Source organism: Streptomyces sp. NPDC051555, from assembly GCF_044454405.1.
Taxonomy (GTDB): Bacteria; Actinomycetota; Actinomycetes; order Streptomycetales; family Streptomycetaceae; genus Streptomyces.
Genome location: NZ_JBITDP010000033.1, coordinates 12,750 through 26,781, shown reverse-complemented (window position 1 = coordinate 26,781; position 14,032 = coordinate 12,750). Strand labels below are relative to the sequence as shown.

General features: G+C 69.8%; 14 protein-coding genes. 7 read left to right on the top strand and 7 right to left on the bottom strand.

All coding sequences use genetic code 11. From position 1 onward, the window contains the following. The first annotated feature begins 101 nt into the window (after nt 1-101). The 5 genes from ACIBEA_RS39125 (at nt 102) to ACIBEA_RS39105 (ending at nt 4,810) form a co-directional block, all read left to right on the top strand. Nucleotides 102-1,289 carry a phosphotransferase gene (locus ACIBEA_RS39125; protein WP_399268263.1) on the top strand — a complete coding sequence of 396 codons (1,188 nt, stop codon included), beginning with the start codon at nt 102-104 and terminating at the stop codon, nt 1,287-1,289. Continuing rightward, on the top strand, nt 1,286-2,185 hold the full coding sequence (locus ACIBEA_RS39120) for a lactate dehydrogenase (RefSeq protein WP_399268261.1): 900 nt from the start codon (nt 1,286-1,288) through the stop codon (nt 2,183-2,185). Before ACIBEA_RS39125 ends, ACIBEA_RS39120 begins: the two co-directional genes overlap by 4 nt. Further along, a complete protein-coding gene (locus ACIBEA_RS39115) occupies nt 2,182-3,309 on the top strand; it encodes a hypothetical protein (protein WP_399268260.1) in 1,128 nt (375 codons plus the stop codon). Before ACIBEA_RS39120 ends, ACIBEA_RS39115 begins: the two co-directional genes overlap by 4 nt. A gap of 295 nt (nt 3,310-3,604) precedes the next feature. Beyond that, nucleotides 3,605-4,126, top strand: coding sequence for a hypothetical protein (locus ACIBEA_RS39110; protein ID WP_399268258.1), 522 nt, complete (start codon nt 3,605-3,607; stop codon nt 4,124-4,126). 222 nt (nt 4,127-4,348) lie between these two features. Beyond that, a complete protein-coding gene (locus ACIBEA_RS39105) occupies nt 4,349-4,810 on the top strand; it encodes a hypothetical protein (protein WP_399268256.1) in 462 nt (153 codons plus the stop codon). 31 nt (nt 4,811-4,841) lie between these two features. Here ACIBEA_RS39105 and ACIBEA_RS39100 read toward each other — a convergent pair whose 3' ends face one another. Beyond that, complete coding sequence (locus tag ACIBEA_RS39100; protein ID WP_399268254.1) at nt 4,842-5,444, bottom strand: AAA family ATPase; 603 nt, start codon at nt 5,442-5,444, stop codon at nt 4,842-4,844. Nucleotides 5,445-5,655: 211 nt separating this feature from the next. On the opposite strand from ACIBEA_RS39100, the gene ACIBEA_RS39095 reads away from it, so the two are divergent. Next, nucleotides 5,656-6,183 carry an NUDIX domain-containing protein gene (locus tag ACIBEA_RS39095; protein ID WP_399268252.1) on the top strand — a complete coding sequence of 176 codons (528 nt, stop codon included), beginning with the start codon at nt 5,656-5,658 and terminating at the stop codon, nt 6,181-6,183. A gap of 54 nt (nt 6,184-6,237) precedes the next feature. Here the strand turns inward: ACIBEA_RS39095 and ACIBEA_RS39090 are convergent, their stop codons facing one another. Together ACIBEA_RS39090 and ACIBEA_RS39085 are read right to left on the bottom strand one after the other, a co-directional pair. Beyond that, on the bottom strand, nt 6,238-7,050 hold the full coding sequence (locus tag ACIBEA_RS39090) for a class I SAM-dependent methyltransferase (RefSeq protein ID WP_399268250.1): 813 nt from the start codon (nt 7,048-7,050) through the stop codon (nt 6,238-6,240). A 91-nt stretch (nt 7,051-7,141) separates the two neighbouring features. Next, nucleotides 7,142-7,435, bottom strand: coding sequence for an AAA family ATPase (locus ACIBEA_RS39085; RefSeq protein WP_399268248.1), 294 nt, complete (start codon nt 7,433-7,435; stop codon nt 7,142-7,144). Between the two features lie 319 nt (nt 7,436-7,754). On the opposite strand from ACIBEA_RS39085, the gene ACIBEA_RS39080 reads away from it, so the two are divergent. Beyond that, nucleotides 7,755-8,153 carry a hypothetical protein gene (locus ACIBEA_RS39080; protein ID WP_399268246.1) on the top strand — a complete coding sequence of 133 codons (399 nt, stop codon included), beginning with the start codon at nt 7,755-7,757 and terminating at the stop codon, nt 8,151-8,153. A gap of 17 nt (nt 8,154-8,170) precedes the next feature. Here ACIBEA_RS39080 and galE read toward each other — a convergent pair whose 3' ends face one another. From galE to fxlM, 4 genes are all read right to left on the bottom strand, one after another. Then, nucleotides 8,171-9,166 (bottom strand): UDP-glucose 4-epimerase GalE, encoded by a 996-nt coding sequence (galE, locus tag ACIBEA_RS39075; RefSeq protein ID WP_399268244.1) that lies wholly within the window; start codon nt 9,164-9,166, stop codon nt 8,171-8,173. Nucleotides 9,167-9,524: 358 nt separating this feature from the next. Continuing rightward, nucleotides 9,525-10,286 carry a PIG-L deacetylase family protein gene (locus ACIBEA_RS39070; protein ID WP_399268242.1) on the bottom strand — a complete coding sequence of 254 codons (762 nt, stop codon included), beginning with the start codon at nt 10,284-10,286 and terminating at the stop codon, nt 9,525-9,527. 109 nt (nt 10,287-10,395) lie between these two features. Further along, complete coding sequence (locus ACIBEA_RS39065; protein ID WP_399268240.1) at nt 10,396-11,268, bottom strand: hypothetical protein; 873 nt, start codon at nt 11,266-11,268, stop codon at nt 10,396-10,398. A gap of 386 nt (nt 11,269-11,654) precedes the next feature. Continuing rightward, a complete protein-coding gene (gene fxlM, locus ACIBEA_RS39060; protein ID WP_399268238.1) occupies nt 11,655-14,027 on the bottom strand; it encodes a methyltransferase, FxLD system in 2,373 nt (790 codons plus the stop codon). Nucleotides 14,028-14,032: the final 5 nt, after the last annotated feature.

Sequence of the window (14,032 nt, the reverse complement as noted above, 5' to 3'; positions counted from 1 at the left end):
TCCTCGCCCGGCTCTGCCTCGGCCGCTTCTGGGGACCCTGAGCACCCGGCTCGCTGAAGCACCGTCCCACCACCTGCGGTTCCACCTCCCTGGAGACCCTGATGACCACCGCCGACTTGCCCCTCTCCCCAGCCCCAGAGCTGGCCGCTGAGCAGGTCTTCGCGTACGCGGACCAGCGGATCGCCGAGGCTGCTGACGCCCTGTGGCCGGATTCCCGGATCGACATGGGTCAGCACGTGCCCAGCCCGACGGCGTACGTACGGCGGATGCGGGTCGACGGCCAGGCCGTGTTCGCCAAGTACTCCTTCCTCGGGATGTCGCTGGTATCCCTGCTGCGCGGGGCGGCGGGCGACTGGTCACGAGTCCGGGCGGAGCAGGAGTTCTACGTACAGCGTCCCGACTCCCTGATCCGCCGCGAAACGGAGCAGCTCGCCTTTCTGTCCCGTTTACACGGTCCGGTGACCGGAGTGCTCGCCGGCCAGCACAACAGCGTCCTGTTCACGGCCCCCGCCGGCGGAACGTCGCTCGGACAGATGATGCTTGCCCACCCCGCCCGTACCGCCGGTCTCCTGGACCGCACCGTTCGCGAGCTGCGCCCGCTGCACGCGGCCGACCCCCGTAGCGCCGGCGCCGCCTCGTCGGGCACCGACCGCGGTATCACCGAGACGTTTCAGCGGAAGTTCCACCAGCCCGGCTCGCACGCCTACATCGACTCCCTCACCACCGGTCACGCCTCCCCGGCCGTGATCGACTCACTGCACCGGATCGTGACGCGGCTGTCGCAATTTGCCGGACCGCCTTCTCCGAAAGCTGCGCTCGCGCTGTGCTACGGCGATCTGAAGCCCGAGCACATCATCTTCCCGCGCCGCGGCCGCCCCGTCTTCATAGACCCCGGGCTCCTGGTCGCCCACCCGCGCACCGACCTGGCCAAGCTCATCAGCCGCACCGTGCTCCTCCTGGCCGCGAACCGGCCCCCCGGCGCCGGGCAGGTCATCGACGGCCTCGCCGCCCACGTCGGAGAGCACCTGCGCGGAAGCGTCCGCTTCCTCCGGCCCATAGTCCTCAGAGAACTGCTGACCTGGTGGGTGATGGACACGACCAGCATCCTCACCACCTACCTCGCGGCGCCCTCCGGCCTGCCGCTGCCGCACACCGGCCACGCCGTCATCGCCCGCGCGACCTCCGTCGTCGCCCTGGCCGACACCCTCACCGACCAGCTCTACCGCCAGCTGCCCGCACAGCTGGTGTGGACGAGCGCCCTGCAAGCCGCAAAGGAGGCATCCGCGTGACCAGCATCGGAATCATCGGCGCCGGAGCCATCGGCCAGACCGTCTCCAACACCCTCCTCGCCTCCGGCATCACCGACCGGCTGCTTCTGTCCTCCCGCACACTGCCCCAGGCCCGCGCCCTGACCGACGACCTCACCGACATGCGAACCGCCACCGGCTCCGCGACGGTCCCGATCGCCTGCCGCCCCGAGGACACCGCCGGCGCGGCCCTCCTGGTCATCGCGATCCGTGAGCGGTTCGAGAACACGAACCTCGCGGACATACGGATGGCCGGCGCGAACGCCAACGCCCGCGCCATCTGGGACATCGGGCAGCGGCTGCGCGGCTATCAGGGCACCGTCCTGATCGTCACCAACCCCGTCGACCTCATGACGCGCCTGTTCAGCGACGCCTCCGGATGCTCCCGCGTCTTCGGCATCGGCTCCAACCTCGACACCGCCCGCTACCGGCACAGCCTCGCCGAGCTCCTCGCCGTTCCCGTCGACCAGGTTCACGGCCACGTCATCGGAGAGCACGGCGACAGCGCCGTCATCTGCGCCTCGACCACCACCGTCAACGGCCGCACGATCGCCGTCCCCGTCCGTGACATCCGCAAGACGATCGCCGCCAGACCCGGGACGATCACCTCCGGTGTCGGGCGCACCCGCTCCGGGCCGGCCGGAGCCGTCCTGGCCACCGCCCGGCTCGCACTCGGCCACACCGACGGCACCACCGAGCTGTGCACCGCATACAGCGGCCGCTGGCTCGGCGTCCCGATCCACTTCACCCAGGGCCGCGCCCACCCGGCGCTTCCCACCCTCAACGCCACGGAGGCCCGCTGCTTCACCGCCTCCGGCGACAAACTCGACACCGCCTACCAGCAGCTCCCCATCCACACTAAGGAGTACTCCCGGTGACCATTACCGCCACCCGCATCACCGCCGACCAGGCCTCCGTCCACGTCCTGTCCAACGACCCCGCCGTCACCTCCTGGTCCACCCGCTACTTCGGACCCTGGTGGACCGCCGCCGACACCGACCCCACCACCCTGTGCGCGGGCACGGTCATCGCCGCCAACGTTGACCTCGACGCCTACCAGCGCCTGGAAGACCACGTCCGCAACCACCCCCACACCAGCTCTCAGTACGCCAAGGCCGACACCCTCATCGCCACCGCCGATGACGGCACCATCACTGCCGTTTCCCCAACCGAGCAGCTCGCCTACCTGAGCGACCCTTCCACCGGCCGCGTCAAGGTCGCCGGACCCGACGCGCTCCAGGTGTCCCTGGCCACCGCCCGGATCGCCCGTGACGCCGTTCGCGGACAGCTCCTGCGCGCCGGCTGGACCGTCCTGCACGCCTCCGCCGTCGTCCGCGACGGGCAGACGCTCCTCTCCTTCGGCGACAAGGGCTCCGGGAAGACCACCACCGCGCTGATCCTCGCCGCCCGCGAAGGCTGGGAACTCCTCGCCAACGACCGCGTCTTCGCCCGCGCCGACGCCGCCGGCAACGTACGGATCCTGCCGTGGCCCTCCGCCGCCGCGATCGGACTCGGCCTCCTGTCCAGCCTCGGCCTGTACGAGAAGGTGTCCGCCCACCTGGCCGCCGGCGAGGCGCTCCACCCCACCCAGGACGACCGGGTCACCGCCGCCCTGCACGATGGTGACCTCACCCCCCTGTGGGACCGGGGCCGCGAGCTCAAAGCCCAGGTGTTCCCTGACCAGTTCGCCGCCTGGTTCGACCTGACCCTCGCCACAGAAGGGGCGGCCACCGCACTGCTCTTCCCGCAGATCGTGGCCGGCACCGAGCCCACCGCTCACAGGACCTCGCGCACCCTGGAGGGCGCCGACTTCATGCAGGGCGCGACCGAGGACCGCTACCCAGACATCCTCGGCCTCGCCCACGGCGTGACCATCGGCGGCACCACCACCGCCCGCGACAGCGTCCAGGAACTCCTCGGCCAGCTGCCGCACCACGGCTTCACCCTCAGCCACGACCCCGCCCAGAGCGCCGCCTTCCTGGCCAAGCTCACCACCACATAGCGGCCGACAGGGGCCGCGGCCAGTACGGCCGCGGCCCCAGATGTCGCAACGCGGACAGATTGCCCGCGTGCCGGGTGTAACCGGCCGTCAGGATGAGCTGGCGAATCACTCCGCGGTAGACCTCGCGTCGACCACGGCGTGTGCTGCCCGGCGTGCCCGCGCCGCCGCGTCGAGCAGCGCGAGATCGCGGAATTGCCCCACCAACCCGACGACATCCAGCTCTCGTGCACCCAGAGAGCCCACGACTTTCCGGATTCGCACCCAGGGGCGTGTGGCGCTATCGGATCATTGGGCCGTGATCGGAGACAGCGCGAGCGAACACCGTACGCCCAGCCAAAGGCTGGGCCGCGAGCCCGGGAGGCAGCCCGCCCGGGTGAAGGTGGTTTCGCCGCGCCGACGCGGCGAGGTCGGTCCTTGGCTGTTCGAACCCGCCGAACCGGACACGCTCCGCAAGACGGGGTCGCCAGCAGGAACGCTCGCAGTGGAGTTGGCCCGTCAACTTCTCGCCCTAGTCGAGGCCGGCGCGGTGAAGCCCGGCCAGGTGATCTACGACATCCAGGGCATCGTCTTGCGCATCATCGGAGTTCACAACGAAGAACTGCGACGCAGAGTCCACGGCAGCAATGCTCCAGCCGGGGCCTTTCAGTACGTCGCCATGCGCTACAACCTGGTGCGGCACCGGCCCGTGCGCGACGACGATCCGCCACCGCCTGCGCACCCCGGTGGACGCACTCGTTCCTGGGAGATCAGCCCCGCCGCACCTCTGATCGCTTCAGTAGTCGCCGAGGAGCTCGCTGGCGAACACCAACGCCACTGACCGTTGCTCTCAGCCTTCTCCGCTAGCTCAGCCAGCGGCTTGCTGGTCGCCGTACCTGAATTGACCTCCAAGATGGCCAATGCCGAGGCCCGCGAACGCGCCCGTCGCCTCAGTGGACAAGGCAGGCCCGATGGTGTTGAGCGAGCACGCCCGCCACCGGTGGGTGTCCCACCCCGACGAGCTTCCGTCGGTCTCGCCCGAACTGAGGGGATTCCTGGACGGTTGCTGGCCGTCAGCGAGGAAGCCCTCGACGAGTGGGCCAGCCGGTTCTTAGTCAGGAGAGACTTCTTGGTGGGGGTGCTACGCGATGCCCACCCCGCGCTCGGCGTAGAACATCGTGAACGCCTCGACTGGGACGACCGCCTTTCGTGCCTGGGGCGTGCGGCCGGACGGATTGCGCAGATGGACGGAGCCGTTGGCGTGGACCGTGACGTAGACGAGGTGGCCGCCGCGTCCCGCCGCCGGCGCTTCGGGTTGCGGATCTCCTTGTGCACGGAGGCGGTGACTGTGGACCCGGCACGCAGGAGGGAGAGGAGGCGCGCGTTTCGGGGTCTGATTGTGATGGTGAGCTGGATCTGGATCCTGCCGGGAGGCCTCCTGGTCCTCCCAGCGCCGGTGACGTCACGGATGCGGATTGTCGGTGCGCGGTACTTCCTCGTGCCCGTTCACGGTTCGTGTCGCTGAGAGGCGGCGGGACGGCACCGGGGCCCTGCCTCTACCGAGGTCCGAGCAGGAACTCGTTGATCTCAGCGGATCCGGGGCTGTAGCCGTCAGATGTGTCCACCACCAGCGTCGGCACGTCGAGGCTGATGGGGGCGAACTGGTCGGGGGCGTACGTGCCGGCCTGCATATCGGCGAGAAGAGCCGCATCGCCGTGGGCGACTCGATGGCTGTCGGTGCGCGCGCGCTCGGTGATCCGGTCGACGATGGTCGAGGCGGGGGTGACGCACCGGACGATGCGGATGTCGGCAATGCCCATGAGAGGTTCAAGCCCCGGACGCCACAGCCGGTCTTGGAAGGCCGCTTCGGCCACGAGGGTGACGCCTCCTTGGAGGAGGACCGTGATCGTGTCGAAAAAGGTTTTCCAAGCGGGCATGTTGAGCGGATCGTCCGCATCAGGGAGGTGATCCGGGGCGTTCATCACCATGCCCTGCTTGATCTCGTCACGAATGATCGTGGGACAGCCCATCCGCGCTCCGAGCACGCGGGCGAGCGTGCTCTTCCCCGTGGCTGGAGGGCCGCTGACGACGACGAGGGTCGGTAAGGCCGGGGAATTGCGTTGAGTGCAACTCCTGTCCGGGCCTGGAGGCGCTGACATGCGTCGACGGTAGCAGCAGCCCCTGCGGGTCCGTGAGGCTCTGAACAGGCACGTTGACCGGCTGACCCGGATCCAGGCTGAGGCTCCGCTGTGCACCCCCAGCATGATCACCCGCGTATCCGGTGTGCCGGTACTGGGTGCTGGCGTGCAACAGCGACCAGACCAGCAAAAGACCCGACGTGGGGCGTTGCCGATGCGCGATGCTGACCTGATGACCTCTTCCGACCCAGTCGGCCATGTGCCCGGCAGCGAGCCCCTCCCCGCGGGGCTCCTGCCCCAGAACGAGTGGCTGGCCAATCGTCTCCGCGCCTACGCCGGGACGTCCGTGCTCGTCACCGACGAGCACGGTCTGGTCCTCATCGTCAAAGCCAAGTACCGCGACAGGTGGCAGTTCCCCGGCGGAGTCATCGACCACAACGAGGACCCCGTCCAGTGCGCGCGGCGGGAACTGCTGGAGGAGACGGGTCTTGACACGAACCGCCTCGCACTGGCCGTGGTCACCTGGTCCCTCCCAGGACCGCGGCTTCCGCACCCCTCGGTGAATTTCGTGTTCGACGCCGGCACCTTCAAGGCCCCCGCCGTCCGACTCCAGGTCGACGAGCTCGAAGCCCACATGTGGGCGCGCCCGGACGAAGCCGAAGAACTCCTCCTTCCTTCCGCAGCGCTCCGGATGACCGCCGCGCTGGAGGCCCGCAAGACGGGCAGCGTCCAGATGCTGCCCAGCGGCGATGACTGCTGACCCACACAACTCCTACGGCCCCCGCACTCTTCCGTGTGGGGGCCGTAGTCGTGTTCAGGTGGTGGCGGTGATCAGCATGTGGGCGGATGCGTCCGCGAAGGCGGCCCCGTGGACGTCGGCCAGGCGCGCGGTGTCGAGGGCCGAGGGCAGCAGGTCGGCGGCGTGCTCCGCTCCGGCATAGCGTTCGGCTGCCGACAGGTACGCCCAGCCCGGGCCCTCGATCCCGTGCAGGCGCGCGTTCTGCCATCCGGCCGCGGTGGCTTCGGCAAGGAGCTCGGCGACGGTGTGGAAGTGGGCGATGGTGAAGCCGCGACTGCCGTCGTATCCGCCGTCGCCCAGCACCGAGGTCACCTCCCCATACAGCAGTTCCGGGGAGAGCTGAGCGTGGACCGTGTACTCCTGCATCAGGCTGTACCGGCTGATCCCCGCGGCCGCGACCATCGCCCCGGGCCGGGCCACGCGCAGCGCTTCCCGCAAGGCCGTGATCCGGTCGGCTCGTTCGGTCAGGTGATACAGCGGGCCGAGCAGAAGCACCGCGTCGTACGTGCCGGCCGCAGCGGTCAGGTGGCGGGCGTCGCCCAGCTCGGTCGTGCACCCGGCGTAGGCGGCCGCCTGTTCCAGGTGGCGGGGTACCGGGTCGACGAGGTGGACGCTGTGCCCGGCCTCGATCAGCCACCGGGCGTGAACGCCCGGGCCGCCACCGACGTCAAGAACGACGGCGGCCGGGGGAAGGCGCGCGGTCAGGAGTTCCCGGGTGCGCTGTAGCTCAAGGCGGCCGGTTGCCGTGGCGTGAAGCCGGTCGGCTTCCTCGTACGCGTCGGCGTAGTACGAGACGATCGTCGGCTCGGTGCGTGGAGGGGGCGTCATGACGGGAGCGTAGGGCCACCGCCACGGCCCGGGCATCCGGGTTTCGAGGCCGGACCAGGCCGACCCGGAAGGAGACTCCCTTGAATGGCCGTCAGCCTGTGTCCTCTTCCTTGACCACAACAGGAGCCTGCAGGAGCGCAAGCACCTGCTCGGGGTCGCCCCGGTAGCTGATCGACTCCTCGTCGGCGCCCGGGGGCTCGTACCCTTCGGCGAACCGGCGCAGATCATGCTCGGCGAACTGGAGCGCGTTCGCGTCATCCCGCGCGTTCCGTGCTCGGATGCGCCGCCACAGCTCCTCGTGCTCAACGTCGAATACCACCAGGATCGGGACCGCACCAGCATCCTCGACGAGGGCCCGCCATTCATCATGCTCGGGCCGGTCCACAGTCTGTGGTCGAACACCGCGTCACGGCCGCTGGCCAGCAGTTCACGCAGCCGGACACGAAGCTCTTCGAGTACCGGCTTTTCCCGGACGGAGAACGTCCCCCGCGGATAGGCGTACCCGTACCGGCCATGCCGGGCAAACATCTCCTCGTCGGTACACAGCCGCGTCATGCCGTGCGCTGCCAGCTCGAGGGGCAGCGCACGCCACTTCGTCCAAGCCCTGCGCCTGGCACGCACTCCGGCGACCTCCAGACCGGCTGTTACGTGCTGGCCACCATGAGCCTTCAGGCATTCCTCCGCGGATACGTCACCGAATCGACATGGCCGAGGGAGCCTACGAACGCGCCAGGCACGCGGCGGCACCCCGCGTCCTGGCTTTCGCGAAGCTTGCCGCAGCCCGCGCGTACGGCCGCGTCGGCGACGAGCGAGCGGCCATCGCCGCGCTGACCGCCTCGGAGAACCTCATCGACTCCATCCGGCCAGGCATCCCAGACCCGGAATGGCTCGCCTACCTCACGCACGCCAGGATCGCAGGTTCACCGACAGCCTGCACCCCTGGCGCCACGAACCCCAGCCAGCCGACTTCATCCGCCGAAGCCACCTGGCCCTCGCCAGCGTCTGAACCAGAAGCGGCCTGGCGTGCAGCCGAATGGGAGGTCATCTACTGGCCCTCGAATCCCGCCTTCACGCAAACAAGCCCCGGTGCACTTGAAGGGTGAAGGCGGAAGAGGGGCAGTCAGCCCTTCAGTCGCTGGTCGCGGACCGGGATCCAGTCCAGGGCGGACCGGATCCCCTCCTCCAGGGACAGCTTGGGGGTCCACCCCAGCAGTTCCGCCGCGCGGTCGCTCTTGGTGTAGCCGCCAGCCACATCACCCGGGCGCGGATCGGCGTCGATGGTGGCCAGGGGTGTGCTGACGACGGCGTTGAAGGCGTCGCACAGTTCCCGGACGGTGGTGCCGTTGCCCGTGCCCAGGTTGATGGCGGTCGAGCGCTCGGAGTCCGTGAGGATGGAGTCGAACCGCTTGATCGCCGCGATGTGGGCTGCGGCGAGATCCCAGACGTGCACGTAGTCCCGGATGCCGGTGCCATCGCGCGTCGGGTAGTTCGTCCCGGTGACCGGGAACGGCCGGCCTTCCTGGTGGGCCTGGATAAGCACGCCGAGGGCGTGGCTGGGGCGCTTGAGCTGAAGGCCGGTGCGCAGCTGGGGGTCGGCACCGATCGGGTTGAAGTACCGCAGCGACAGCACACGCGGCCCGGCCATGGCGATGTCGGCAAACATCTCCTCGCACACGGCCTTGGTCCGCGCGTACGGGCTCTGCGGCGCCAGAGGCGAGCCCTCGTCGACGGGGGAACCGTCCTCGGCCTGGTAGATGGAGGCTGAGGAGCTGAAGACGATGCGGTCGCAGCCGTTGCGGTGCAGGTGGCTTACGAAGGACAGGCTCTTGCTGACGTTCGCCTCGTAGTAGCCGATAGGGTCCGCGACGGACTCGGGCACCACGATCAGCGCGGCGCAGTGCACGACAGCGGAAATCTCCGGGTGCTCCGAGAAGATCCTGTCCACCAGCGCGCCGTCGTCGATGTCTCCCTCGTAGAAGATCCGCCCATCGGTGAACTCGCGCCGGCCTCGGACAAGGCTGTCGAGAATCACGGGAGTGATCTCCGCGTCCAGGCAGGCCGAGGCCACGGTGCTTCCGATGTAGCCGGCTCCTCCGGCGATCAGGACAGTCGTCACGATGCAACTCTTCCCGGCCTCGACGGCCTAGTTGGCGACCAGCAGGCTAGCGGAGAAAGGACCGGCGGGCAGGTCAACAGCCAGCCCTTGGCCCCCATGGGGGAACGGGTCACCTGCGACGGCCGCGCCCTCCTCTACCCGGCGCGACTGCGCGCTAACGGATCCCGCTACACCTTCGTGGGCCGCCCCTGACCCGGGGTGTTCACGAATTCGTGCCCAGTGCGCTCGAGCCCCTGCCAGATGCTGTTCCGGCACGACGGGAAGTGCCTGCTTGCGACCAAGCAAGCCTCCTTAGGCTCGCCGGCGATCCGGCCCCAGGTGTGTCAGCCTCTGAGCGCTAGGCGGCTCAACTGGACGTTCAGGGAGTCAGTTCACTGAGGGTTACGGTGGTGTTTCCGAGGTCGCGGCGGATGAAGTACTCCGTGCCGAGTACCGCTTCCCGCTCAGCGGCCGGTAGCTGGCTCAGCAGGGCTGGAAGAGAGCGGCTGCGGGCGGCTTCCGATCGATGGGCCCGGATCGCCGCCCACTTGCGATCCGCCCACGGCCGGACGTCCACCGCCACACTGATCATCTCGTCCGGGACCGTCCACAGGCGTTTGCCGACACCTGCGAGGACCCCGACCAAGAGCGTGCTCGCCGAGGCGGGGTGCGCGGAGAGATACAGGGCGGTGGGCTGCCACGCGGGGCCGGCGTCCGGGTAGAGGTCCGCGAGTCCGGCGGCGTGCGCGGCGAGGAGCATGACCCGGTGGGTGTGTACGTGGTCCGGGTGCCCGGAGGAGCCGTAGGCGTCGTGACTGATGAGGATCTGCGGCTGGAAGGAGCGGATGTGGGTCACGACATCCCCCACGGTCTCCTCCAACGGGGCGTCGCAGAACCGGGGCCGGCCTGGTGCCGATTCGGGGACTTCGAGGTCGGCGTACCCAAGCATCCGCGGTCCCCCCGCCCCCAGGATCTTGAGGGCGTCGGCGAGTTCGGTCGCGCGATGGCTTCCGGCGGCCCAGGTGGCGGTGACCACACCGGTCCGTGCGTCGGCAGCGGCGTGCTTGGCGAGGGTCCCTCCGGCAACAAGGGCCTCGTCGTCGGGGTGGGCGTAGAAGGCGAGGGTGCTGGGTGCGGACATGGACGGCTCCGGTCTGTTGCAGGTGGCAGCCAAGGGATCGGGCGGCACAGCGACCCGCGTTGCGCTTGCCGGGCCTGGACGCGGCGCCGGCCACGGCTGGCCGCGTCGGTCAGTCAATCCCGCGGAGCGGTTCCGGTGGCGGTGAAGGTCGCGGGACACGTAGCCCGGTGATGTGTTCCACGCGAGCCGTGATCGTCTCGGCGATGTCGCCGTGGTGGCCCCGCGAGACAACCTGGAGGAGCTGGGCGAGCGCGACGAGTTCCCCGATCCGTCCCCCGGGTGTGTCGAGGACGTGCGCGAACGCCAAGCGGACGCGCGCGGCGGTCGCGGGGGCACACAGGCTGTACGCGTACAGGAGGCCGGCGTCGTACCCAGCAGGGACCAGACCCCAAGATTCCCAGTCGAGTGCGGCGAGGGGCGGCCCGCAGAGGTTGGCCCAATGGAGGTCCGCGTGTCCGGTGACCCAGTCGGTGATCTGCACTGGGGGAATGCCGAGGTAGACGGGGAAGTTCTTGTCGACCCACTGCTGGCGGACGGCCTGCCGGGTGGTGGGGACGGCCGCGAGCGTGTTCAGGGCCGCGTTCAGTTCCGCCCACCAACTGTCGGGAAGGTCCACCTCGCGGGTCAGGACGGGGCCACCGGTTTGGAGGACGGGCCATGGCACGAGCTCGGAGAGCTCAGCGCGATAGCGGTATCCGCCGGCGGTCCACTCCAGCATGTCCAGGAGACGTGGGCGAGGAATGCTGCGAGGCAGCTGGGCTTCGGCGGTCGAGGTGCCGTCCCAGAGGTGGCCGGTGGGCTTATTGAGGGGCTGGGAGACGACGCGCAGCCAACGGTCGCCGCATCGGCGGCTGAGGGTGCGGCCTTGCCATCCCCAGGCTTCGGGCCCGGAGGGGGAGGTGAGCAGCAGGGTGTGCGCAGCCTGCTGGTGGGCGTGGCGCATCCGGTGCTGCTCAGTCCGGGTGCGGGGTGGGGCGAACAATGCGTCGATCGTGAGCTCCAGAGGGACGGGCCCGGCAGTGGCCGGGCCCCGCGGGGCGGTCAGGGTGTTGTGGTGAGGAGGTTGGCGGCGCCCGCAGCGAGGAGCTGTAGCCCTGCTTGAACGTCGAGGGTGATACCTGGGTGATGGGTGCGGAAGGCGTCGGCGAAGCGTCCGGTCTGCTCCATCGCCATGGGGCTTGGGCGAGTCCCGAGCCGAACAGCACGGGAGGACACAGGGGTGGTCACGGCGCGGATCTCCGGTCTGGTCGCGGCTGTTCAAGGGGAATCCGGGAGGCGGGTGAGTACCGTTTGGAGGGTCTGCCGAGGGGTGAGGTGGCTGGTCCAACGTCGACGTGCCGGCCCCGAACGCCCCGTTGATCCAGATGATCACCGCCCATTGCCCCCTTCCCCTCCCCTGTCCTGCCCAACGCCTCGGCTGGTGGCGCCGTCACGCCCGCGCCAGCTGGCCACGATGCGCGACTGCCGCTTCTCGACGACGTCGCCGGCGGGCAGCGCACTATCGGGGGTGCTTGCGGGCAGGATGGTCAGCGCGGGAGTGGCCCGGCCGCGCAGTTCTCGGTCCCAGACGTGAACCGCGTCGGCCATCGTGTCGGCGGCGGTCTTGCCGTCGGGGCCGAAGCCCTGTACGCGGAACTCCCACAGGGGCTCACCAACGTGCTCGTCGTGTTCGCGGCGCTCCACCACCACGCAGGCCAGGGACCCCCCGGACACCATCGCCATGAGGTCCATGCTCTTAAGCAGCCGGATCGGGCCGGCCTGCTCGCGGTCTCCCGTCAGGCGACAGAACCCGGGCAGGGAGGTCGCTAGCCACAGCTGGAGGTGTTCGAAGGACTCGTTCTCGGCTACGGTCACCCCGGTCCGCACGTCCCTCCCCGCCGCGGTGAGGGCCCGGTCGAGGCCGTCGAGCGGGGAAGGCGCGGTGTCCTCCCAGCGGATCCCGTAGCAGCTCTCACCGATCGGGTCCGGTGCTTCGTCCCACGTCCCGTCACCCTGCATCGGAACGAACCCGCAGGAGCTGATGCCGGCTGAGTGCAGCCGGCCGGCCCGTTTGCGGAGCCCGAGGGCGCGGGTGAACCCGCCGATCCGCAACGGCAGGACCAGGTGCCCGCCTTCGGCGAGCTGGTCGCGCCAGGCCGCCGGGACGTCGTTCGCGGCGACCGTGACCATGATCGCGTCGAAGCCCTCCGCCGGAACGAGCGCTCCGGGGGCTCCGTGGGTGCCGTCGCCGAGGACGAGCTTGACCCGGTCCGCGTATCCGGTCTCGGACAGGAACCGCTCGGTGCGGGCGTGGACGTAGGGGTCGATCTCCACGCAGAGCACCGACCCGGTCGAACCGACGAGTTCGGCGGCCAGGCACGCGTTGTAGCCGCCGCCCCCGATCTCCAGTACCCGGTCTCCCGGCCCCAGACCGGCTTCCCGGAGCATGAGGGCCTGCATCTCGGGCTGGGACACCGAGCTCATCGACCGACCGGTCGCCTCGTCGAAGACGGTCACCACAGCCTCGTTGGCGTACGCCCGGTCCAGGGGCTGCTCGGGCAGGAAGGCGTGGCGGGGCACGGCCGCGAAGGCCCGCTGGAGGTCGGCGGTGTCGGTCCAGCCTGCCTCGGTCAGCTCCCGCACGAGCTGCTCGCGCAGCCGAAGGGTGCTCTGCGGCTCACCGAACCTGAGCGTGACGGTGCCGGCGGGGCGCGGGGTGTGGTGCGCGGCCGGCACGTCGGGCAGCACGCCGGGCCAGACGACGTTCACGGCCTGGGCACTGGCCGTGAACAGCGGTTGCGGCAGGCTCCGCAGGTCGGACAGGTTGTGCCATTCCCACCGGGACAGTTCGGGCTCCCGCATCGCAGGCTCGCTGGTGTAGTCGGTGATCCGGGCGACCTCGGTGACGCGGGTGAAACCCCCGTGGGTAGCGTCGCACAGGGTACCCAGCAGCACCACCGTCTCCGGGAGCGCGACCAGCCCCGATTCCTCCTCCAACTCCCTTACCGCCGTGACCTGGAACGGCTCACCCGGCTCGACTTTCCCGGCCGGGAGCTCCCACATGGAGCGGGCGTTGTTCCAGCCGAGGAGGAGCTGCCCGTGGGCGTTGGTGACGACGACCGCGACGCCGGCCATCGCGGCCGGCTTCGGTGTCCGCTTCTCTTCGTAGGCGACGGCTCCGGTCTTCGGGCCGCGCAGCAGCAGGACCGTGGAGTCGCCAGCCTCGACGCGCTCGATGTGCTCCCAGCCGTCGCAGAGCAGGTCGATCTCGGCGTCGTCCAGGCAGATCCCGCGCAGCTTCTCCGGGAATCGGTCGGCGTGCGGGGTGATCACGCACAACGTGCCCTCGGGCTGAAGGAGGGCTGCGAGTTCGGCGACGGTGCGACTCCGGTCGGGCAGGTGGGCCAGGGTCCGGCGCAGCGTGATGACCCGGAACCCCTCGCCCCCCGGGTTGAGGGAGGAGAGGTCGCCACTGGTGACGTCGAGCTGGTGGTAGGTGATGGCCTGCGACGGGTTGGCTCCGGCGCGCTCGACGGCGGCCTCCGCCCAGTCCACCGCGTCGACCCGGTATCCGAATTCCGCCAGCAGCCGGGCTACCTCACCGGTCCCGCAGCCCACGTCCAGGGCCGCGGCGTCCGTAGTGTCCGGGGGGAGGGCCAGGTGGTGGTGGAGGACGGCCGTCTCCTCGTCGGTCAGCGGCTTGAAGTCACGGCCGCGGTCGTAGTGGTCGTGCCAGGCCAGCTTGGTGGGTGGGGTACTCATGTGCG